The 22,211-nt window shown below is 72.3% G+C and carries 16 protein-coding genes and 1 pseudogene; 9 read left to right on the top strand and 8 right to left on the bottom strand.

Annotation, left to right across the window (positions count from 1 at the left end):
• Nucleotides 1–126 precede the first annotated feature (126 nt).
• The 5 genes from ACZ61E_RS30400 to ACZ61E_RS30380 form a co-directional block, all read right to left on the bottom strand.
• Entirely contained in the window at nucleotides 127–543 is a 417-nt protein-coding gene (locus tag ACZ61E_RS30400) for a hypothetical protein (protein ID WP_469703394.1), read from the bottom strand.
• A gap of 123 nt (nucleotides 544–666) precedes the next feature.
• Entirely contained in the window at nucleotides 667–2,796 is a 2,130-nt protein-coding gene (locus ACZ61E_RS30395; protein WP_469703392.1) for a sensor histidine kinase, read from the bottom strand.
• Nucleotides 2,783–3,538, bottom strand: a complete 756-nt coding sequence (locus tag ACZ61E_RS30390) for a response regulator transcription factor (RefSeq protein ID WP_469703391.1) — start codon at nucleotides 3,536–3,538, stop codon at nucleotides 2,783–2,785. Before ACZ61E_RS30390 ends, ACZ61E_RS30395 begins: the two co-directional genes overlap by 14 nt.
• 121 nt (nucleotides 3,539–3,659) lie before the next feature.
• Nucleotides 3,660–6,815, bottom strand: coding sequence for a discoidin domain-containing protein (locus ACZ61E_RS30385; RefSeq protein WP_469703390.1), 3,156 nt, complete (start codon nucleotides 6,813–6,815; stop codon nucleotides 3,660–3,662).
• Between the two features lie 145 nt (nucleotides 6,816–6,960).
• A complete protein-coding gene (locus ACZ61E_RS30380; protein WP_469703388.1) occupies nucleotides 6,961–7,674 on the bottom strand; it encodes a haloacid dehalogenase type II in 714 nt (237 codons plus the stop codon).
• Between the two features lie 95 nt (nucleotides 7,675–7,769).
• Here ACZ61E_RS30380 and ACZ61E_RS30375 point away from each other — a divergent pair, with 95 nt between their 5' ends.
• A complete protein-coding gene (locus ACZ61E_RS30375) occupies nucleotides 7,770–8,363 on the top strand; it encodes a CGNR zinc finger domain-containing protein (RefSeq protein WP_469703386.1) in 594 nt (197 codons plus the stop codon).
• Between the two features lie 167 nt (nucleotides 8,364–8,530).
• Here ACZ61E_RS30375 and ACZ61E_RS30370 read toward each other — a convergent pair.
• Nucleotides 8,531–8,869 (bottom strand): annotated as a pseudogene (locus ACZ61E_RS30370) (MFS transporter); the annotation flags it as partial.
• A 163-nt stretch (nucleotides 8,870–9,032) separates the two neighbouring features.
• Here ACZ61E_RS30370 and ACZ61E_RS30365 point away from each other — a divergent pair.
• A complete protein-coding gene (locus ACZ61E_RS30365) occupies nucleotides 9,033–10,613 on the top strand; it encodes an MFS transporter (RefSeq protein WP_469703385.1) in 1,581 nt (526 codons plus the stop codon).
• Between the two features lie 57 nt (nucleotides 10,614–10,670).
• Here the strand turns inward: ACZ61E_RS30365 and ACZ61E_RS30360 are convergent, their stop codons facing one another.
• Complete coding sequence (locus tag ACZ61E_RS30360; RefSeq protein ID WP_469703384.1) at nucleotides 10,671–11,804, bottom strand: AI-2E family transporter; 1,134 nt, start codon at nucleotides 11,802–11,804, stop codon at nucleotides 10,671–10,673.
• A 195-nt stretch (nucleotides 11,805–11,999) separates the two neighbouring features.
• On the opposite strand from ACZ61E_RS30360, the gene ACZ61E_RS30355 reads away from it, so the two are divergent.
• Both ACZ61E_RS30355 and ACZ61E_RS30350 read left to right on the top strand, forming a co-directional pair.
• Complete coding sequence (locus ACZ61E_RS30355) at nucleotides 12,000–12,542, top strand: DUF1707 SHOCT-like domain-containing protein (RefSeq protein WP_469703382.1); 543 nt, start codon at nucleotides 12,000–12,002, stop codon at nucleotides 12,540–12,542.
• Between the two features lie 700 nt (nucleotides 12,543–13,242).
• The gene (locus ACZ61E_RS30350) at nucleotides 13,243–13,509 is read left to right on the top strand and encodes a hypothetical protein (protein WP_469703380.1); all 267 of its coding nucleotides are present in this window, start codon (nucleotides 13,243–13,245) and stop codon (nucleotides 13,507–13,509) included.
• Nucleotides 13,510–13,550: 41 nt separating this feature from the next.
• Here the strand turns inward: ACZ61E_RS30350 and ACZ61E_RS30345 are convergent, their stop codons facing one another.
• Nucleotides 13,551–14,579 carry an aldo/keto reductase gene (locus ACZ61E_RS30345; RefSeq protein WP_469703378.1) on the bottom strand — a complete coding sequence of 343 codons (1,029 nt, stop codon included), beginning with the start codon at nucleotides 14,577–14,579 and terminating at the stop codon, nucleotides 13,551–13,553.
• Nucleotides 14,580–14,823: 244 nt separating this feature from the next.
• On the opposite strand from ACZ61E_RS30345, the gene ACZ61E_RS30340 reads away from it, so the two are divergent.
• Genes ACZ61E_RS30340 through ACZ61E_RS30320 form a run of 5 tightly spaced genes read left to right on the top strand, consistent with a single transcriptional unit; the run spans nucleotide 14,824 to nucleotide 22,083 of the window.
• Nucleotides 14,824–15,327: a hypothetical protein gene (locus ACZ61E_RS30340; protein WP_469703376.1), complete on the top strand. Its 504-nt coding sequence runs from the start codon at nucleotides 14,824–14,826 to the stop codon at nucleotides 15,325–15,327.
• Nucleotides 15,327–16,715, top strand: a complete 1,389-nt coding sequence (locus ACZ61E_RS30335; protein ID WP_469703374.1) for a hypothetical protein — start codon at nucleotides 15,327–15,329, stop codon at nucleotides 16,713–16,715. Before ACZ61E_RS30340 ends, ACZ61E_RS30335 begins: the two co-directional genes overlap by 1 nt.
• Complete coding sequence (locus ACZ61E_RS30330; protein WP_469703373.1) at nucleotides 16,712–18,088, top strand: VWA domain-containing protein; 1,377 nt, start codon at nucleotides 16,712–16,714, stop codon at nucleotides 18,086–18,088. The genes ACZ61E_RS30335 and ACZ61E_RS30330 overlap by 4 nt, the downstream gene beginning before the upstream one ends.
• Before the next feature lie 54 nt (nucleotides 18,089–18,142).
• Complete coding sequence (locus ACZ61E_RS30325; protein WP_469703371.1) at nucleotides 18,143–19,255, top strand: ATP-binding protein; 1,113 nt, start codon at nucleotides 18,143–18,145, stop codon at nucleotides 19,253–19,255.
• On the top strand, nucleotides 19,252–22,083 hold the full coding sequence (locus tag ACZ61E_RS30320) for a DUF5682 family protein (protein WP_469703369.1): 2,832 nt from the start codon (nucleotides 19,252–19,254) through the stop codon (nucleotides 22,081–22,083). The genes ACZ61E_RS30325 and ACZ61E_RS30320 overlap by 4 nt, the downstream gene beginning before the upstream one ends.
• Nucleotides 22,084–22,211 lie beyond the last annotated feature (128 nt).

Raw genomic sequence — 22,211 nt, 5'->3', positions numbered from 1 at the left:
GGGGGGTAGTGGGGGATGGTCACCAGGTGAGTGCCGGGGGGGGGGGGGGGGGGGGGGGGGGGGGCGAGAAAGGGGGGGGGGGGGGCCCCCCCCCCCCCCCCCCCCCCCCCCCCCCCTGCCGCTGCGTCAGGCGGTGTGGCCCCCGGCGGAACGGCGGCGCAGTACGTACGTGCCGGCGCCCGCGAGCAGCAGCACGCCGATGGCCGAGCCGACGAGGGGCGCCGAAGCGCTGTCCTCGGCCGGGGCCTCGCCGGCGGCGACGCCGCCTCGCGGAGCCTGCTCGGCGGCCGCCGCCTTCCGCGAGGCCTCGGCCTTGTCGTCGACGCCCCCCTTCTCGGCGGCGGTCCTCTTGTCGTCCAGTGCCTTCCGCGCGGCCTCGGCCTTCTTCTCCCTGGCGTCCTTCTCCCTGGGCGACTCGTCGGCCACCGACGCGGGCCGCGTCCAGGTCGGCTCGGAGGCCACGGCGGCGGACACGGGAAGGAGCATCGCGCCGGCCGCGACGGCGGACAGGACGACGAGACGCGAGCGATGACGGTGGGACATGTACGGCTCCAGTTCCAGCCCGGTCTTGGTGGTACCTGGGTGCGGATTCGCATCAGGTTCCGGGCAGGGCTCCAGGCTGGCGACCACTTGTGAAGAAGCTGTCAGGGCGTCATGTTGATCGCATCAGGGCCGAGCCGTGCTCTCCCCGGCGCCCCCGGCCGCCCCGGCTCCACCGGCCTCTCCGGTCTCGTCCTCCCCGCCGCCGTCTCCGTCTCGTGCGCCCGGCAACCGCAGGGTGAAGACCGAGCCCTCCCCCTCGGTGCTCACCACACCCGCCGTTCCCCCGTGCGCCTCGGCGAGTTTGAGCACGATCGCCAGGCCGAGGCCGCTGCCGCCGGTGCTGCGGCTCCGGGACTTCTCCGCCCGCCAGAAACGGTCGAACACGTGCGGGAGGTCGTCCGCCGGGATGCCCGCGCCGGTGTCGGACACCTCCAGGGCCACCCGGCCCCCGCCTCCGCCGCCGCCCTTGTCCTTCTCCTTGTCCGTGCCACCGGCCGCGCCAACGGGACCGGTCGGGTACGAGCGCAGCGTCACCCGGCCACCGGAGGGTGTGTGACGCAGCGCGTTGGAGACGAGATTGCTGACGGCCTGCCGCAGCCGGACCGGATCGGCGTACAGCGACGGCCCCGCGCGGCCGGGCGCCGCCGGGGTGACCGTGAGGGTGATGCCCGCCGTCTCGGCCGGGCCCTGGTACGCGGCGGCGACCTGCGCGAGGAGTTCGTCGGCGACGACCGTCTCCGGATGCAGGCGCAGCGCGCCCACGTCCGCCGCGCCCAGGTCCTGGAGATCGTCGATGATGTGCTGGAGTTGCACCGCTTCTTCGAGGAGCGAGGAGACGAACGCCGGATCCGGGTCGGCCAGACCGTCCTGTGCCGCCTCCAGCCAGCCGCGGATGTTGCTCAGCGGGGTGCGCAGTTCATGGGCGACATCGCTGACCATGACCTTGCGCTGCTCTTCGAGCCGGGCGCGGTGCACGGCCATGTCGTTGAAGGCCGCCGCCAGTCTGCCGATCTCGTTGTCGGGGCCGACGGGCACCGGCGCCGAGTCCAGTCCGTCCCGCATCCGCTGGGCGGCGCCGGTGAGCGCGTGCAGGGGCCGTACGAGCCGGGCCCCGGCGAACACCGAGACGCCGACGGTGAGTGCCAGCACGAGTGCGGTGACCCCGACGATGCGGGCGGTGTTGGCCGGTGAGAGGTCGAAGCCGGGGACACCGACCGCGCCGGGGCCGTCGATGAACAGCAGTGCGGGCGCGGCGACATAGGCCGTGAGCTGCTCACGGCGGGCGCTGCCCACGCAGGAGGCGATGGCCCGGTCGTGCCGGCTGTCGCGGGCTCGGGGCACACCGCCGGCGGCCTCGGCGGCAGCGGCGGCCTTCCTGTCGATGGCTGCCTGCCGTTCCGCCGCCTCCCGTTTGCTGACGCCCGCGTCGGGCACGGAGGGTTCGGCCCGTCCGTACCCCCGGTCCCAGGAGAGGTCCAGGTTCAGTGTCACGCCGGTACGCCCCTGGCGTTTCAGACACGCGTCGGCGAGCTGGTCGAGCTCCCGGAGGGCCTTCTTCTCGGTGGGTGTGGGCCCCAACTCGGCGGTCAGGCATCTGAGTTCCAGCTGTCGGTCGGTGTCGTTGCTGACGAACTCGACACGGGGCCGCCCGCTGGGGCCCTCGACGACATCCGCGGCGATACCCACCGCGCTCAGGCACTTCACGTTCTCGGCGGTGATCCGGCGCAGGTCGGCACGCTCGTCGGCGGGGAGCAGGAACGGGCCGACCGCCCGGGGATCGACTCGGTCCGCGCCCGCGGGTGCGGCGTCATGGACCAGCAGTGTGTCGACGGACAGCGGGTCGACGACCGCCGACGCCTGTGCGGGCAGCGGGTCGGCGGACGGGCCGGACGCGGAGTCGGCGAGCGGTCCGCGGTCCTCGGTGGTGAGCGCGATCCGGCGCTCCGTCTTCCGGGACAGTTCGCGCACGGTGTCCTCGACGCCCTCCCAGCCCGGGTGGGAAGCGGCGTACCCCAGAAGGGTGTTGTAGATCTCGGCGTCGGAGCTGAGGTCCTGCCCCTGTTCCTGGCGGATGGCTCCGGACGTCGTCTGCACGGCGAGCCAGGCGGTGGCGGCGACCGAGCAAGAGGCCACCAGCGCCGAGACGATGAGCAGTCGGCCGAGCAGGCTCCGCCGCAGCGGGAGCCGGGGCCTGTCCCGGTTCCGCCGCGGTCGCGGCCGTTGCCGCTCCCGCCGCTGATCAGGGCCGGTCATGGCGGGTGTTCTTCGCGGGGTCCGTCAGTTTGTAGCCGACGCCGAACACGGTCAGCAGCCGGGCCGGGCGCCGTGGGGCGTGCTCTATCTTCTTGCGCAGATGCATGATGTGCACGTCCACGGTGCGGTCGCTGATGTACTTGTCGAAGCCGTGCAGTTCCTCCAGGAGCCGCTGCCGGGTGAAGACCCGGTCGGGCTCCGTCGCCATCGCGGCGAGGATCCGGAACTCGCCGGGTGTGCACACGACCGGCGTCCCGGCGACCGACACCTCGTGCCGGGCCGGGTCGATCCTGAGCGTGCCCACCGACAGCGCCTCGTCCTCGACGGCGGCGGGGCCGGCGGCGGACGCGGGGCCGTCGACCGGGCCGCCCGAACGCCGGTTGCGCCGCAGCAGGGTGCGTACCCGGGCCGTCAGCTCACGGGGGCTGAACGGTTTGGTCATGTAGTCGTCGGCGCCCAGATCGAGACCGAGCAGCAGATCGTCCTCGGTGCTGCGGGCCGTCAGCATCAGCACCAGCGCCTCCCGGCCCTCGGCGCGCAGGATCCGCACCACGTCGAGGCCGTCGGCGCGCGGCATCATCACATCGAGGACGAGCAGGTCGGGCTCCCCACGCCGGACCTCGTCGAGGGCCGCGCGGCCGTCCTCGACGACCCTGACGGTGTGCCCCTCGTGCTCCAAGTAGCGGCGTACCAGTTCGGCCTGTTTCACGTCGTCTTCGGCGACCACGATATTCGCGCACACGCCGCCGATCGTAGCGACAGCGGTGCCGGACCCGGTGCCGGTGGTACGAACCTGCCGCGCGAGGAGGCCCGTTGGCCTGGACGGGCCTCCTCGCACCCGGGCGGTGCGGCTCGGCGACAGCTCAGGAGGTGACCGTCAGGGCGGTCAGAGCGGTCTCCTTGCCCGCCGAGGCACCGACCGCGAGGGCCACGTACCGGGCGGTGGCGGACGTACGCAGTACGCCGCGCCCGGACAACCGCGCCGACCCTCCGTAGGTGAGGCCGTCCGCGCTGAACTCGACGTGGGACACCGGGCCGTGGCCACCCCGCCACACGGCGCGGATCTCGGTGATCCGGCGTACGTCCCCGAGGTCGACCACCATCCGCCCGCCGGGTCCCGGCCGCCAGTAGGTGCGCGGGTCGCCGTCGACGGCGGCGCCGGGATCGGTCATCCCGGGCGGCAGCGGCGCGGTGGGGAACGTCGTGCGGCCGAGCGCGAGATCGGCCAGCGGGTAGCCGGTCGCGCGCGGCACGGTCACGGTCGTGGTGCGACCGCCCCGGACCGTCGCCACCACCCGGTGACCCTGGGCCGAGACGACGACCCGGCAGGGCGGACCGCTCAGCCGTACGGTGCGCGCGTCGGCCACCTCGGCACGCAGCCCGGCCGGGACCGTGGCACGGGCTCCGGACCCGGAGAGGGTGATGCGCGGCGGCAGCAACACGGCGGACGCGGCACCGAGTTCGGCCCGGTACTCCGTGCCCGCCTCGGTGACGGTCTGGTCCCCCTCGTACAGGCGCACGTCGTCGTCGCCCGCCGCCGGAACCGAGACCGTGGTGGTGACGGCGTCCGACGAGAGGTTGAACAGGCTCAGGAAGTGGTCGGTCACGGCGGCCCGCACCCGCGCGGAGCGGACCGTGGGTGTCGCGGAGGCGGCCACGGCACGCAGTTCCTTCTCGGTCACGTCCACGAGCCCCTCGACCAGGAGACCTTCGGCGGGCCCGTCGGAGAGCACGACCGTGTCGCCGTACACCGCGAGCGGGTTGGCGCCATCGCGTACGACGAGTCCGGCCCGGCCGTCGACGTCCAGCCAGCCGCCCCGGCTCGTGAGGTCGGGCCGCGGCCAGACGACGAGGTCGGTCCACCGCTCTCCGTCGGCCGATCCCTGGAGCCGGTAGGCGCGGCCCGCGGCGCTCTCCCAGCGCAGCGTCACCCTGTCCACCTCCACGGACTCCCCCAGGTCCACGGCGATCCAGCTGTCCGTCTTCGGGCGGTCCGCGCGGGAGACGGCCCAGCGGCTCGCGCTGTCGCCGTCGACCGCGCGCGCGGGCTCCCTGCCCGCGTCGGAGGAGGACGCCGACGCGCTCGCTCCTTCGCCGCGTGCCAGGTCGCTCCCCGAGGCGCCGTCCCGGATCTCGAAGGTGTAGAGCGAGTAGCCGTACGAGGGGTCGGGCCGCACCCCCAGCATCCGCAGATGCCGGAACGGGGCGCGCGGGAAGGAGAGTTCGTCGACGCGGGGTCCGGCGGACGGGGATCCCGCCGCGTCGGCGACGACGGTCGCGCTTCCCTCCGCGGCCCGGTAGTCGCGGGTGCCGTCGAGTCCCGGCAGGCCGGGCATGTCGAGGTTGCGGACCGCGAGATGGCCCTCGCCCGCGGCGGTCCCGGAGGTCGCGTACACGACGGAGCCGGAGGGCAGCGTGGTGAATCCGGCGTATCCGCTGTCCAGGGTGAGCAGGCTCGAACTGCCGTCGAAGCCGTCTCTCAGCCGGGTGTGGGTGGTCACCGACCGGCGTGTGACCTTGCCCGTCGTCGTCGGGAGGAACATCGGTGTCGTACCGCTCAGTTCGAACAGCCAGTCGTCGTGGGCGGGCTGCCAGACGAACTTCACGAAGCCCGCCTTGCTGACCGCCCCGGCCCACGCCCCGGCCGACTGGTGCGAGACAAGTCCCGGCCCGGTGCCGTGGTCGGTGACGCCGCTCGCGTACTCGAAGAACTCGCGTTCGGAGAAGGGCCGCACGGCCGGACGCCCGGACGCGGCACGCCACTCGTGCAGGAGGTAGCTGATCGCGAGTTCGGCGCGGGCCTCCGGCTCGTACTTGGGCTCGCCCGAGAACTTGGCGATGCGGTACTCCGGCGGGTACGCCTGGTAGGCGGCGAGTCGTTCGGCGAGGGCGACCTCGCAGCGTGCCGCGGCGCGGTCGCCGACGACCTGGGCCAGGAAGGCGAGGGGGATCACATCGCGCCCGTAGAGGTGCTCGCGGTCGTCGACCATCGGCATCAGCGGCTCACCCGCGTCGCTCATCACGCCGAGCAGCGTGCGCCACAGCGGGCCGGCGTTGGGCTGCGCGGTCAGCACCTCGGGCAACTCCTCCCCGGCGATCAGGAAGTGGGCGGCGTTGCGGGCGGAGGTGCGCCAGAGTTCCTCCTGGTAGTGCGGGCCGAACGAGCCGTGGTTCTCGACGATGAACGTGTCGTAGAGGTTCCGCGCGGTGTTGGCGCTGACGGCCACCCCGTCCACCCGGGCCGGGTTCGCCAGGTCGGCGGCCGGCAGGCCCGCCTCGTTACGGCTCCACCGGCCGAACGCGGCACTCCAAGACCCGTGCCGCTCGTCCCCAGTGGCCCAGGCGAGACCGGGTGCCAGCGCCTGGGCGTAGACGCCCATCTCCTCCAGCTTGGTGTCGCCCTGGAACCCGCCGGCCGTGCCGTTCGGGGTCCAGCTGCCGGAGTCGGGGTCGTTCCCGGTTCCCAGGCTCGCGGTGTACTGCGCCTGTTCGCGGGCGATGGTGTCGACGTTGCGCCGTGTCGTCTCGTCCAGGTCGTTCCAGAGCAGGCGCGCCGCGAGCACGAAGTACGACTGGAAGGTGGTGTCGAAGAAGAGCTTCCGGCCCCACTGGGTGCCGCCGGTCAGCCGGTTGGACGCCGCGAAGTGCTTCAGTGTGGCCAGGGTCCGGGCGCGCAGGGTGTCCTTGTCGACCCCGGCGCGCCCGGCGTCGTAGGTGCCCCGGCTCAGCAGAATCGCGTTCCCGAGCACGACCGCGAAGCCGAAGTCCTTACTGGTGTAGTGCCCTTGTGCCGCGTCCCACTGGCCCTCCGACCAACGGGTGTGGGAGAGCAGGACGTTGTAGTACGCCTCGGCGACGGGCCCCGCCGGTTTCCGCTCGCCCTCGGCGCCGCCCCGGGCCGGCGAAGCGGCCGATGCCGGGCCCGCGCCGAGCGTCATGGGGAGGGCGGTGAGCGCGCCGGACATGCCGATCAGGTGCATCAGATGGCGGCGTGTGAGCCCCGTCGCTGGTTCAGGCATGTGACACGACCTCTTCTCGACAACGTTGTCAGGGGGATGAGGGTCATTGTTTGGCCGAAACGCACGCACGTCAAGGTCGAGCGTTCGTCCCTTTCGGCACGCTTGCCGACCCGGCACCGCACCGCGGCCGACGACACGCACCCGGTCACGCGCCGGGCGCGGCAGACCAGCCGGCCGCCAACTCGTCGCACAGTTCCCCCAGTTCACCGAAACACCGGTCGAACGCGTCGGCGCCGGCCGGCGGATCACCGCCCGGCCGCCGGACGTAGGCGGTGCGCATACCGATCGCCCGGGCCGCACGGAGGTCCCAGGCGTGGGCGGCCACCATGAGCACGCGTTCCGGTGGGCACCCGGCGGTGTCCACGGCGAGGCGGTAGACCTCCGGCGCCGGCTTGTAGGCCCGTACGGATTCGGCCGACAGGGCCTGGTGCCAGCGCAGCCCGGCGTACGCGCCGAGCCGCAGCAGGGTGGTGCGCCCGGCGTTGGAGAGGCCCATCACGGGAAGACGGCGGGAGATCCGGTCGAGACCGGCGGCGCAGTCGCCCCAGGCCGGCAGGCGCCGACTCGCGGTGGCCAGGCGGGCGACGACCGCCGGTGCGGTGAGTCCCGTGCGGTCGGCGACCAGTTGAGCGGCCTCCGCGTCGACGACGTCGGAACCGGCGTACGGGCGCCGGCCCCGCCGGACGCGTTCCTGCTCGCGTTCGCGATACCGCTGCCACAAGGAGAACGACTCGTCGACAAGGGCGTCGTCCGCGTCCGGCACGGCGGCGCGGATCTCCGCACGGAGCCCGCCCGGTTCGTCGACCAGTGTGCCGAGGACGTCGAAGACGACGACCTCGATGTCCCGGATGCCGGTCACACGTCCTCCTGTTCACGCCGACGCCTCACCAATACGTCACCGGCTCAACCGGTGACGACCTTGTCACCGGTGGCGTCACCGGTCAAGATGGTGACGTGAACTTCGCGTATGTGAGCGGCAACCCGGCGCTCGATCTGGCCGGCACCGTGGGACATCGCCGGGACGAGCCCGTCGACGCCCTGACGGCGCCCGCCGATCTCGCACGGTGGGTGGCCGGGTGTGACGAGCTTCCCGGCCTTCCCGGCCCCGGCACCGCCGACGACCCGGCCGACATCGCGGCCGACGTCGCGGCCTTCGAGGCGGCGCGGTCCTTGCGGGAAGCCGTCTACCGGCTCGCTCATGACCGTGTGCTCGGCCGCCCCTTCGACCCGGACAGTCTCGCGGTCGTCAACGGAACGGCCAACGGGCCCGCGCTCACCGTCGAGTTGAGCGACGCGGGACTGCGGCTGGCGGGGGACCTGACGGCGGTGCTCGCCCATGTGGCCAGAGGCGGCATCACCGTGCTCGCCGACCCGCACGCCTGCCTCAAGGAGTGCGGCCGGACGGGCTGCACGCGCATCTATCTCGACCGCTCGCGGGGCGCCCGGCGCACCTGGTGCGGGATGGACGAGTGCGGCAACCGCGTGAAGGCCGCGGCCTACCGGGCACGCAGACGGGCGACGGGGACGTCTCCCCGCGCCGCGCGGTAGGCGGGGCGCGCCCCGGGGGGCCGGGGTCAGCCGTCTCCGGCGGCCCGGGGGGGTCGGCGATGCGTTCGGCTACAGCGCTCGAAAGCTCGGCCACCCCCCAACACGCCCCCCACACCGCCCCTGGGAGGCGGTGACGGAGCGCCGGACCCGGCCGGCGGCCGGGTGTCGTGGCCGGCGGGTCCGGTGAGCCGGCGGAGGGCCGATCCGGGACCGTGGCGGCGAAGGAGCGGACCGGTCGTGATCGCGCCGACGGTGAGAACGGCCACGGTCATCGCGGCGAAACAGGCGCCGTCGAACGCCTGTGAGGCGGCGGTGACCAGGGACGTATCCGGCTCGGTGCCCTGCCGGGCAGCGCGACCGCGACAGGACCGCCGAACTCGTGGGAGACCTCCTCGACGGATGGGGCCAGGCCCGCGCGGTGGGCGGAGACGTTGCCCATGATCGCGCTCGACGCGGCGGACATGGCCGCTCCGAGGCCAGGCGCCCGTGACGAGCAGTCCGGTGACGCCGCCGACAGCGACCGGCGTCTCGCCATACCCGGCCCGCGGCCATGCGGGCCGCGCGGACCGCACACGCGAAGAGGCGGGCGTGTCCGATTCATGGTGTTCTGACCTGAGCGCCGAGCGGCTGAAGTACGGCCGCGGAGGTCCACTGCGAAGGAAGACATCGATGAGTGATCCGTCGATCCCCGGTCCGCCCGGCGGGACAGCGGGCCGCAGACCTGGCGACCCGGAGACCTCCGCCCCCGGACAGCCGGTGGACGAGCCCGATCCGCACCGCTGGTGGGCGCTGGCCGTCATCGCGACCGCGCAGCTCATGGTGGTCCTCGACGCGACCATCGTGAACATCGCGCTCCCCTCGGCACAGCGCGCGCTCGGCATCAGCAACGGGAACCGCCAGTGGGTGATCACGGCCTACACCCTGGCCTTCGGCGGTCTCCTGCTCCTCGGCGGACGGATCGCCGACCTCGTGGGCCGCAGGCGCACGTTCATCATCGGCCTCATCGGCTTCGCCGGTGCCTCCGCGATCGGCGGCGCCTCCACCGGTCAGGAGATGCTCTATCTCTCCCGCGCGCTCCAAGGCGTCTTCGCCGCCGTCCTGGCACCCTCCGCGCTCTCCCTGCTCACCACGACCTTCCCCTCGGGCAAGGAACGCGCCCAGGCGTTCGGCATCTTCAGCGCCATCGCGGGCGGGGGTTCCGCGATCGGGCTGCTGCTCGGCGGCATCCTCACCGAATGGCTGAGCTGGCGGTGGTGCCTGTACGTGAACGTCCCCATCGCCCTGCTCGCCGTCATCGGCGCGTTCACGCTGCTCAAGGACCGCGCGGGCACCAAGGGCGCGCACCTCGACATTCCGGGCGTCTTCCTCGGCTGCGGGGGTCTCGTCGCGATCGTGTACGGATTCAGCCGGGCCGAGGCGATCGGGTGGACCTCCACGGAGGTGCTCACCGTGCTGAGCGTCGGCGTCGCGCTGCTCGTCACGTTCGCCTGGTGGCAGACCAAGTCCCCCGGTCCGCTGCTGCCCCTGCACATCGTCCGGGAGCGCAACCGCGGCGGTTCGATGATCGTGATGGCGATGACGACGATCGGCCTGTTCGGCGCGTTCCTGTTCCTGACGTACTTCCTCCAGACCATCCTCGGATACTCGCCGCTCAGCGCCGGACTGGCGTTCCTGCCGCTGTCCGCCGGCATCATCATCGGCTCGACCCAGATCTCCGCGCGACTGCTCCCCCTCGTACCGCCGCGCCGGCTGCTGGTGCCCGGCCTGCTGCTGAGCGCGGGCGGTATGTTCTCGCTGACCTTCCTCGACACCCACTCCAGTTACGCCGGGCACATCCTGCCGGGCACCATCCTGCTGGGGTTCGGGCTGGGACTGACCTTCCTGCCCATCATCTCGACGGCCACCAGCGGGGTCGCCCCGAGGGACTCGGGCGTCACGTCGGCGACCGTCAACACCGCGCAGCAGGTGGGCGGTTCCATCGGTACGTCGCTGCTGAACACCATCGCGACCACCGTCACGGCCTCGTACCTGACCAGCCGTCTCGCCGCCGCGGCCCGCGAGGGCGGGCTGACACCGGCCGAGCGCAGGGACATCGTGAACACCGGCACGGTCCACGGCTTCACGGTGGCCATCGCCTGGGCGGCGGTCATCCTCCTCGCGGCCGCGATCCTCGGCGCCGTCATGATCAACGGCAAGTCCCCCAGAGCCCGCGCGGCGGAGGAGGAGTCGGCCGCACGCGACACGGCTTAGGGCCTGTCGGGGGCGGCCAGGTGCGGGCGACCGCCCCCGCCACGCGCGGGGCGGCTCCTACTGCGCGGGGACGGTGGCGCCCGTGGCCGGTTCCGGCGACGGTGCCGGATCGGCCGGCGGTTCCTGCTCCGGCTCGGTGAGCTGCTCCCGCAGGTAGTTCCAGACCACCGCGACCAGCGCGGCGACGGGTACGGCGAGCAGGCTGCCGACGATGCCCGCCAGGCTGGCGCCCAGCGTCACCGCCAGCAGGATCACCGCCGCGTGGAGGCCGAGTCCCCGGCTCTGGATCATGGGCTGGAACACGTTTCCTTCGAGCTGCTGCACCACGATGATGATCGCCAGCACGATCAGGGCGTCCGTCGGGCCGTTCGACACCAGCGCGATGAGCACCGCGACCAGTCCGGCGAACAGCGCGCCGACGACGGGGACGAACGCGGAGACGAAGGTCAGCACCGCGAGCGGGAGCACCAGGGGCACTCCGACGATCCAGAGCCCCAGACCGATGAAGACCCCGTCCAGCAGACCGACGAACGCCTGCGAGCGCACGAACGCCCCGAGCGTGTTCCAGCTCCGCTCCGCGACGACCGGGATGTCGGTGGCGAGCCGGCCGGGCAGCTGCCGGGTCAGCCACGGCAGGAAGCGGGGGCCGTCCTTCAGGAAGAAGAACATGAGGAAGAGGGCCAGTACGGCGGTGACAACCCCGTTGACCACGGTGCTCACACCCGTGACGGCGGCCGTGACGATGCTGCCCACACTGTCCTGGACGCGGGCGACGCCGGTGTCGAGCGCGCCGGAGATCTGGTCCTCACCGATGTTCAGCGGCGGCCCGGCCGCCCATTCCCGCACCTTGTCGATGCCGTCGCTCACCCGCTCCGCCAGCTCGCCCGACTGGGCGGCCACCGGCACCGCGATCAGCGCCACCACACCGGCGGCGGCGAGCAGGAAGAGCAGCGTCACCGTCGAGGCGGCCAGCGCGGCGGGCCATCCGTGCCGGCGCAGGAAGCGGGCCGCGGGCCAGGTGAGCGTGGTGAGGAGCAGACCGACCACGAGCGGCCACATGATCGACCACATCTGCCCCAGAAGCCACACCGCCACCCCCGTCATGACGAGGACGGCCAGGAGTTCGACGGAGACGCGGGCCGACGTACGCAGCGCGGCGCGGCTCTTCGCGGAGTTCAACGAGGCAGACATGGGGGTCACCTTAAAGCCACGCGCGGCGCGCGCCGTCCGCGCGTCGGCATTCAAGGCCGCCCGCGCACCCGGGTGCAGGCGCCAACCACATCGAGCGCCGACGGGTGGGCCGGAACGGGGGATCGGCGTTCCGGCCGCCGGACGGACGGGCCGGTGTCCTGATCAGGCGCGGGGGCGCGGCATTAGAGTGAGCCGGTGACCTCTCAGCCGGAAGACCTGGCACGACTCATCGGCGACGAAGACCGCGACACCGCCGTGCGGCGTCTCCAGCAGGCGTACGCCGAAGGGCACATCTCGCACGGGGAGATGGACGAACGCCTCAGCCACGCGCTCGCCGCGCGGACCCGCGGCGACCTCGCGCCGGCGCTGGACGCGCTCCCGGAGGAGAAGGCCCCCGCCACGGCGGTGATCGCCGCCGCGGGCGGACGGATCAAGCGGCGTGGCGCGTGGCGGGTGCCCCGGACCCTGAAGGTCGAGTCCGCTTACGGCAAGGTGCGTCTGGATCTGTCCCGGGCGGTCGTCGAACATCCGGTGATCGACATCGAGTTGCAGATGGGCACCGGCGGGGCCGCGATCACGGTGCCGCGCGACGCGATCGTCGACATCGAGGGTCTGCACACCGGCTGGAAGGATGTCCGCTATCGGCCGCGGACGCCCTCCCGCCCCGGCGCGCCGACGATCCGGATCTCCGGGGCCATGGGGTACGGACGGCTGAGGATTCGCCACGCCTGGCGCTGAAACGGGCGGCCCCCTGCCCGTTTCCGGCTCTTTTCACGCCCGGATCAAGTGGTATTCACGACCGGCGGCGACCACGGGTAATTTCTGAGCAAAGAGCAATGCCGGCTCGGCACCAATAGCGGGCGGGCAGTGCATCGGCGGTGCATTGACATCCATTAGTGGTGTCCATACTCTTCACGCATACAGCATCCCCGCTGAAATCCCCTGCTCACCGCACGGTCGAATACTGTGAACTCACCGATGGCACGGATAATTCACACCGTCGCAGCGTGCCGCCGCCCCTCCCCGGCCCAGGAGCGCCGCACGGGCCGGCCGAGCCGGACCCGGCAATCGGCCACATCGCGGCGACCGCCGCCGGCCGCCGCCTCCCGGGCACGGCGTCCGGCACAAGCGTCGGCGGAGCGCGAATCCCGGGGCGTCGATTCCCGGCGGTGCGTCGGATGCGGGACTTCTTCCGTATCCGGCCCTGAAGACGCCTTCCGGCAGACCGCATCACGCCCGATCGGAGTGGTTTCCAGCCACCCGGCCCACGGTTTTCGCAGGGGCCCGGTGTCAAGGTGCGCACCGTTCTACTACGGTCGGTGTTGTTTCGCGCACCTGAATTTCGGAGTCCACCGCATTACGTGGCAATGCACTCACCGAAGTGCATGAACCGCACACCCAACAAAGCCCCCCACGGCATTTGGAGGACCCAGTCGCCATGCGATCGGAAAACGGTCTGGAGACGCAAGTTCTACCTGACGGCAAGGTCGATTTCTTTCTTCCCCGGACAGGCCTGCGGCATCGCTGCGGCCCCACGGGCACGCTGATGTGGATCGTCCTCCAGCGCCAGAAGTGGCAGCCGGAGCGGGCGGCCGAGGTCCTGGCCGAACAGTGGGGCACCGCCTCCGCGTCACTGCGTCCCGAGGTCGACGCCTGGGTGAGTCACTTCCAGAACGAGGGTCTGGTGCGCCGGTGTCCGGTGTGACGTGAGGCCGGCTGCCGGGCGCGCGGTCTCCGCCCGGCGGGTCAGGCGGCGGCGCGGTCGTCGGCCGGGCGGCGGCGCAGCCGGGCCCGGCCGACGGCGGGCGGGGCGTAGGCCATGTCCAGGGTCCCCACGTCGGTGCCGGGGGCCACGACGGAGTCGATCCGGTCGAGGATGTCGTCGCCGAGGACGGTCCCGGCGCCCCCGAGGAGGTCGTCCAGGTGATCCATCGTGCGGGGGCCGATGATCGCGGAGGTCACACCGGGGTGGGAGATGACGAAGGCCGTCGCCAGATGCGTCAGTGACATCCCGGCCTCGTGGGCGAGGGGGATGAGCTGTTCGACCGCGCCGAGCCGGCGCTCGTCGGCCAGGTGCCTGAAGCCGAAACCGGCCCGGTGCGTGTCGTTGGTCCGCCCCTGGCGGTAGCGGCCGGTGAGCAGACCCCCCGCGAGCGGGCTGTAGACGAGGGTGCCCATGCCGTAACGCTCGCAGACGGGCAGCACCTCGCGCTCGATGCCGCGGTTGAGGATCGAGTACGTCGGCTGCTCCGTACGGAACCGGGCGAGACCGCGCCGCTCGGCGACCCACTGCGCCTCCACGATGTCCGACGCGGGGAAGGAGGAGGTGCCGATGGCCCGGACCTTGCCGGCGCGCAGCATGTCGGTGAGGGCCGAGAGCGTCTCCTCCACGTCGGTGTCCGGCGCGGGCCGGTGGATCTGGAACAGGTCGACGTGGTCGGTGCCCAGCCGGCGCAGCGAGTCCTCCAGCGCCCGGGTGAGCCAGCGCCGTGAGTTGCCCTGCCGGTTGGGGTCCTCCCCCATCGGGAGGTGCGCCTTGGTGGCGAGCACGACGTCGTCCCGGCGGCCCCTGAGGGCCTTGCCGACGATTTCCTCGGACTCGCCGCGCGAGTAGGCGTCGGCGGTGTCGACGAAGTTGACGCCCGCGTCCAGCGCCTTGTGGATGACACGGACACAGTCGTCGTGGTCGGGGTTGCCGAGGGCGCCGAACATCATCGCGCCCAGGCAGTAGGGGCTGACCTTGATCCCGGTGCGGCCCAGCGTGCGGTACTTCATGTCGCTCCTGCGGAGTGGGGAATGCCCGTCGTGGCATGGCCCGGCGTGCCATGGCACGCCGAGGCAAAACGGAACAGCGTTCCGGATCGACAATACGGAACACCGCTCCGTTTGGCAACGAGGGTCGGCCGCGGGTCCGTGTGCCACCACTCCCCCGCCGGCGTTGTCAGTGGTCACCGATAGGTTCTGTGATGTTCCGCCGTTCTGGCGAGGAACTCCCCCCTGGTGCAAAGGAGATGGTGCGGTGTCACATTGGGAGAGGTCGAGCACGGCGCGGGTGGTCCCACCCGCACGGCCGCGCAAGCTCGCCAAGGTGCCGTTCGTCGAGCTGGCCGACGGACGTCTGCAAGGGGTGGTGTCCAGTGGCTCGGACATCGCGCGGGTCTACGTCTCGTCGGTCGCCGCCGTCACCTACGCCTACGCGTGCAGCACCAACAACAACCGGCCCTGCGGCGGCGCGCGGGGCGGATTCTGCAATCACATCCGGACCCTCGTCCAGGAGGCGGTGCTCCAGTACGGCGCCGAGCGCGTGGCGCGCTATCTGCGGGTCGAGACCGCCGAGGGCGAGCCGACCGCGCAGAGCCTCACCGCCGGTATGACGGGCACCCGTCCGCCGCAGGGGGACAGCGCCGCCGCGGCGACCGTCTTCAGCCGCTTCCTGCGCCACCTCGCCTATCTGGAACTCGCCCCGACCACGGCGCCGTTGCCGGAGATGCAGTGGTTCCCGCCGACCAAGGCGGTGGCCTGATGCGTGCCGACCTGCTCACCGGGACCGTCGACGGGCTCGACGAGGCCCTGGCGGCCGTCGACTCCTTCGACCGGGCCCTCGTCGTCGGACTGCTCCGTCCCCACGCCGATCGGGACACCGGCCTGACGGACCTCGCCGACGCCGTCGCGGGGACACCACTGGCCGCCGTGGCGGGCGAGGCGGCCGGCAAGGCGGTGGCGGGCGCCGCGAGCGAGGACCACTTCGTCGCCCTCGCCGCCGCCCGCACGGCCCTGCTCGGCTCCGTCCACGACGCGCTGGCGGCCCTCGCCGAGGAGGCGGCCGGCCGGCCCCGCGCCCCGGAGAGCGTCCCGGCACCCGTCGGGCGCCCCGCGGAGAACCTGCTCACGGCCGCCCGTTCCTGGCTCTGCGATCTGGCGCGCTGCGGCTGGCAGGGCATCGACCACGACGTGGTCGCGGGGGCGGCGCCCGTCGTCTCCGCGATGCTGCCGGACCCGGCGCTGCGCCGCCTGGCGACGCTGCTCGACGGTTTCGCGGCCGAACTCGCCGCGTCCTGCCCGGGTTCGGCCCTGGCACGCGTTCCGGTACGCCGCTGGGCCGACCTGTGGTCGCGGGCGATGGTCCTGACCGTGCCCGGTGCGGCCGACGTGCCCGCGACCGGTGCGGCCACCGGCCGCCTCCTGCCCCTGGGCGTCGACGTGCAGGAACACGCGACGGCCGTACAGGCCCAGGTGCACGGGGTGTTCGAGCCCGACGACGGCACGGCGCCGCGTCTGGTGCGGGCGAGCGTGTCGGTGCCGAAGCCCGACACGGTCGTCGGAGCCGGTCTCTGGCAGCTCCTCCGCCCGCACATGTCGCTGCTGACCGCCGTGAGCGAAGGCCGCTCGATGACGCTGACCGGCATGCCGGTCACCGCCGAGGGCGACCTGATCTGGGACGACGCGCTGGCCCGTACGGACGGACCCGCCGAAGCCCTCACCACCGCGCGGGTCGCCCTGGCCACCGCCACGCCCTTCGCCACCGCTCCCCTGGACCGCCACCCGTCGCGGATCGCCGTCCCCGTGTTCCTGGAGGGGTACGGGGCCCAGCAGGACGACGAGGGGCTGGCGTTCACGGTCGCGGGTCACCGGCTGGCCGTCGACACCGACCGCGTTCCGGCCGCGGGACCGCTCACCGCCGAGGCCGTCGCCGCCTCGGGGGCGTGCGTCGGCCTGCTGCGCTGGGACGCCGGGGAGTTCACCGTCCAGCCGCTCGCGGTGGAGACCACCGTCCGGAGGAAACCCGTGGCGGTCCACGCCGGGGCCTGGGCCGGCGGCACGACCGACAAGACCGGTGCCAAGGCTGAGAAGGCGGCCACCGACGCGGCGGCGGTGCTGCGCGAGCGCGCGGGAAGGCTGCTGCGGAAATGACCGGAGAGAACGCCGAGGTGACTTCGTACGACAGCCGCCGCCAGGTCCTCTACTGGCGACTTCTCGCCAGACTCTTCGATCCCGAGGAGCAGGCGGCGCTGGAGTCGGCGAGCCTCGCCGTCGTCGAGGACATCGGCCTGCCGCCCGCGCTGCTGGACCCCAAGGTGTCCGTGGACTCGACGGTGCAGCGACACCCCGAGCTGGCCGCCGAGCTGGACGGGCTGATGCTGCCCGAGCGGCGGGCAGCCACCGCGCCGGACGACGACAGTGCCGACGAACGGGACCGGGCCGCCGAGGTTCGGCGCGCGGCACTGGTGTCGAAGGTGCTGCTCAACGTCTTCGCCGCCGGTTCCGGTACGGTCACCGCCGGACAGCTCTCGCAGTGGCAGTCCGACGCGGGCTGGCTGGAGCGCGCGCTGGGCTGCGAGCCCGGCGCCCTGCGCGGTGGCCGCGGCGGCGGGCCCGTCCCGGAGAACGGCCGCGAGATCGGCCCGCAGCTGGGTGCCATCGAGGCGGACCTGGTCAGGCGGATGCATCTGCGCGAGGTGCTGGCCGATCCGGCGCTCGCCTCGCGCCTGACCCCGAGCATGTCGCTGATCGAGCAACTGCTGCGCGACAAGGGCAACTTGTCCGGGGCGGCCCTGGCCAACGCGAAATCCCTGATCAGGCGATTCGTGGACGAGGTCGCCGAGGTGCTGCGCACGCAGGTGGAGAAGTCGACGGCCGGCGCGCTGGACCGTTCCGTGCCGCCCAAGAGGGTGTTCCGCAACCTCGATCTCGACCGCACCATCTGGAAGAACCTCACCAACTGGAGCCCCGAGGAGGAACGGCTCTACGTCGACCGCCTCTACTACCGGCACACCGCCCGGAAGACCACACCGCAGCGGCTGATCGTGGTCGTGGACCAGTCCGGCTCCATGGTCGACTCGATGGTCAACTGCACCATCCTGGCCTCCATCTTCGCCGGGCTGCCGAAGGTGGACGTCCATCTGATCGCGTACGACACCCGTGCCATCGATCTGACTCCGTGGGTCGGCGACCCGTTCGAGACGCTGCTGCGCACGAATCTCGGGGGCGGCAACGACGGTCCCGTCGCGTTGGCGATGGCCCGGCCGAAGATCACCGAACCGCGTAGCACGGTGATGGTGTGGATCTCGGACTTCTACGAATTCAGCCGCTCCCAGCCCCTGTTCGAGGGCATCGAGGCGGTCCACCGCTCCGGGGTCAAGTTCATCCCTGTCGGCTCGGTCACCAGCTCCGGCCGTCAGGAGGTCAACCCCTGGTTCCGCGAGCGCTTCAAGGCGCTCGGGACCCCGGTCGTCTCCGGCCACATCCGCGGGCTCGTCCACGAACTCAAGACGTTCCTCACCTGACCGGCGCCGAGTCGGCACCGAGAGACCCAGTAAGCAGAAAGGCACCAAACGAAAATGTCAGACCTGTTGCGCGCCCCCGCCGAGATCAAGTACGCCGAGGAGCTGGACTGGCTGGAGTCGGTCGACGACGGCCCCAAGCCGTTCTCCTGGCGTCTGTCACCGAAGATGGTCCGGCTGTTCATCCTGGGGTCCGAGCGCTCCGACGGTCTCGACCGCGAGATCCCGCAGAAGTGGTTCGGCGACCGCAGCCTGGTCGAGCGCGCCGTCGTCACGCTGGCGTCCGACCGCGGTCTGCTGCTGATCGGTGACCCGGGTACGGGGAAGAGCTGGCTGGCGGAGCTGCTGGCCGCCGCGGTCTGCCGCAGCTCCACCCTGGTGGTGCAGGGCACGGCCGGCACCACCGAGGACCACATCAAGTACTCGTGGAACGTGTCCATGGTGATCGCCAAGGGCCAGTCGCGTGAGTCGATGATCCCCTCACCGATCATGACGGCGATGGAGACCGGCGCGATCGGCCGGTTCGAGGAGCTGACGCGCTCCACCAGCGACGTGCAGGACGCCCTGATCTCGATCCTCTCGGAGAAGTACATCTCGGTCCCGGAGCTGGACAGCGACAGCATCGTCTTCGCCAAGCCCGGTTTCTCGGTCATAGCCACCGCCAACAGCCGCGACCGGGGCGTCAACGACCTGTCCTCCGCGCTCAAGCGCCGGTTCAACTTCGTCCGTATCCCGGTGGTGACGAACAGGAAGAGCGAGGCGGAGATCGTCCGCTTCCGTACCGAGGAGTTGCTGCGCAGGCACCGGATCGAGCTGGACGTGCCGCCCACGCTGCTGGACGTGCTCCTCCAGAGCTTCGCCGATCTGCGCGCCTCCGCGGCGGCGGCGGGCAGCGACGACGAGAAGCTGGAGTCGGCCCTGTCGAGCGCCGAGCAGATCGGCGTCCTGGAGGACGCGATCCTGCACAGCAACTTCTTCGGCGAGCGTGCGCTGACAGCCCGCACCCTCGCCTCCTCGCTCGTCGGCTCGCTGGCCCGCCGCGAGCCCGAGGACCTGGCGATCCTCAACAAGTACCTGCACGGTGTCGTCGAGCCGCGCAGCAAGGACAAGGGCGGCGAGTGGCCCGAGTTCCTGGAGGGCGGCCGGGACGCGATCGCCACCCTGTCATGAGCGGCGCGCCCGAGACGGCCGCCTTCGACGCTCTGCGTACGCAGCTGAGCGAGGCCGCCGCGACACTGGCCGACGGGCCCGAGGCGCTGGAGGGCATCCTCCTGGGCATCGTGGACGACGTCGACCGCGCGGTCCGCGAACCGCTGGAGATCTTCCCCGTCTGCCACCACTCACCGGCCTCGGCCGTCGCCATGGCGCGGCGGCTGCGGGAGAAGCGGCCGAAGGTCGTCTATCTGGAGCTGTGCGAGGACATGGCACCGCTCCTGTCCGAGCTGCGCAACTGCCGGCTCCCGGTGGCGGTGCAGGCGTTCGCGAGCGAGGTCGAGGGCTTCCCGGCCGACTGGGCACCCCTGTCCGTCGTCGCGCCGATCACCGAGGCGTCGGCCGAGTACCAGGCGATCGCCTACGCGCTGGACACACCCGGCGTGGAGCTGGTCCTCGTGGACCGCTCGTCGGACCACGTGTTCCAGTGGCAGACGGACGGGAAGGACGGGACGGAACCTGGGGACGGGGCCGGACCGGTCGACCCGCAGGCGCCGCCGGCCGAGGAGGAGGCCGCTCTGCACGGTGACGCCGTCGGTGTGGAGATCGGCGATCTGCGCCCGCGCTTCGCCGAGCTGGAGGAGCACCTGCTGCGCCACGGCCGGGTGCGGCACTGGTCGGAGTGGTGGCACCAGTACGTCGAGCTGCCGCTCGGCGACAGCGACCACGACACCTACCGGCAGGTCATGCTGCTGATCGGGAGCCTCTTCCGCCGGCTGGCGCCCGGTGACGCGCGCCGGACGCGGGTGGACGAGGACCGCGAGCGCTACATGTGGACCAGGATGCGCGAGCATCTCGCCGCCACCGGCACCGACGCGGCGGACTGCCTCTACATCTGCGGCGCGTTCCACGCGGCCAGCAGGGTCGAGGAGTTCGGCGTCCACGGCGCCGCGACCTTCGAGATCGGCCCGCCCACCGCGAGTGTGTGGCAGCACGGCCTGATCCCCTCCAGCCACGCGGCGATCGAGGCCCAGTTCGGCCTCACCGCGGGCTCGGTGTCCATCGCCGCGACGCAGTGGACGAAGAACCTGAGACGCACCAAGGTCCAGCCCTTCCGGCTCAAGGGGCAGGCGGGCGCGAAGAAGGCGGCGAAACCGGGGAAGACAGCGCTCCCGGCGCTCCCGGAGGCCGACGGCACCCCCGCGGACCAGCTGTCCGGCTTCCTGCGGCGTCCGCCCGTGCTCGACCGGCTGGACGAGGCCGAACTGCTCGGCTGGTCGGTGGAGATCGTGCGCGCCGCGCGGCGCAACGGCTATCTCGCCTCCACCGCCGACGCCATCGCCGTGTTCGAGACGTCGATCCTGCTGGCCGGTATGCGCGACCGGGCCCGGCCCACGCCCTACGACTTCCAGGACGCGGCGGTCACCTGTATCGAGAAGGACACCGTGCCGGGCCGGCGCGACGTCCGCCGCATCGTCGAGATCATGATGGGCGGCGACCGGATCGGCCAGGTCGGCTACGACGCGCTGCCGCCGCTCGCCCGCGATGTGCACGACCGGCTCGCGCCGCTGGGGCTGAAGCTCGAACAGCGCGGTGTACAGCGGGCGTTGCTGGACATGGCGTCCAGTCCCGAGCTGGAGCGGTGCTCCGATGTGCTGTGGATGCTGCGTCATCTGCTGCCGTACGGCGCCGCGCGGGCGATCATGGGCGAGCGGCGGCTCGGCGAGCGGCCCATCCAGGAGTCGTGGGACCTGGCGCTGGGCACCCATCAGCGGGCGCTGATCGAGCTGGGGTACGAGGGCGTCAGCATCGAACAGGTCCTGGAGCAGCGGCTGCGGCGCCGGGCCTACGATCCGCAGGCCACGACGGCGGACGTCCTGGAGGCCGTCGAGAACGCGACACTCTATCTGGGCAGCCGCCGCCTCGCCGACGAACTGGGCACGCGCGCGCTGGAGGTCCTGGCGACCGAGCGGAGCGTCGACGGCGCGCCGGAGGTGCTGCGCCGGGTGCGCCGGCTGCTGGCGTACTACCGGACGAGCGAACCGGTGCTGCCGCCGTGGATCGAGTCCTTCGTCAAGACGGGCTACGCGCACTACTGCACCCTGCTGCCGACGGCGTTCACCGACGAGGACGCGAAGGTCCGGCAGGTGGCGGCGATGCTGGGCTTCCTGTTCAGCATGGAGGGGCTGGCGTTGTCGCTGGGCTGCGACCGGACCCAGCTGGAGCTGGCCTTCGCGCAGTCGCATCCGCGCGAGCCGGCCAAGGTGGCGCTGCTGTGGGCGGCTCAGGTCCAGCTCGGGCAGCTCTCGCGCGCCGACCTCCGGGCCCGCTGCGACGAGCTGCTGGGCAACCCCCTGGTGGTGCCCGCCTATCCGCGCCATCTCAGCGGGTTCCTGCACGCCCTTGAGCCGGTGCCGCAGCTGGCGGACTTCGTCGTGGAGGCGGTGTCCAACGCGTTCGCGAGGCTGCCGGATCCGGTACTGCTGCCGTGGCTGCCGAAGCTGATCAGCACGCTGCGTTCCGAGGGCGCCGACCTTGCTCCGCTGTTGATCCGTGAGGCGGGCCGGATCTTCCCCGGCCGGCTCGACGCGCTGGACTCGTGGACACCGCCCTGGCGGGAGGTGCCGGAGACGGCGCTGCCGCGAACCGCCCGTGTGGCCGGGGCGGGTGCCGGATCCGGTGCCGTACTCCTCGCCGCGCACCCCGCGACGTGCGACGCGCTGGCGGGTCTGCTCGGCTGCGAGGAATCGTGGCAGACGGCGGACCCCGCCCCGCCGGGCGCGCTGCTCGCGGCCCGGCACCCGGACACGGCGGCGGCGCTGGAGGCGCTGCTGGCCGGCGCATGACGACGCCGTCCGTCACGGGACCGGGGGGGGGGGGGGGGGGGGGGGGGGGAAGGGAAAGGGGGGGGGGGGGGGGGAGGGGGGGGGGGGGGGGGGGGGGAGGGGGGGGGGTGGGAGGGGGGTGTGTGGGG

This window comes from Streptomyces sp. NPDC104581, from assembly GCF_055583685.1.
This window is presented reverse-complemented; position numbering and strand designations above follow the sequence as displayed.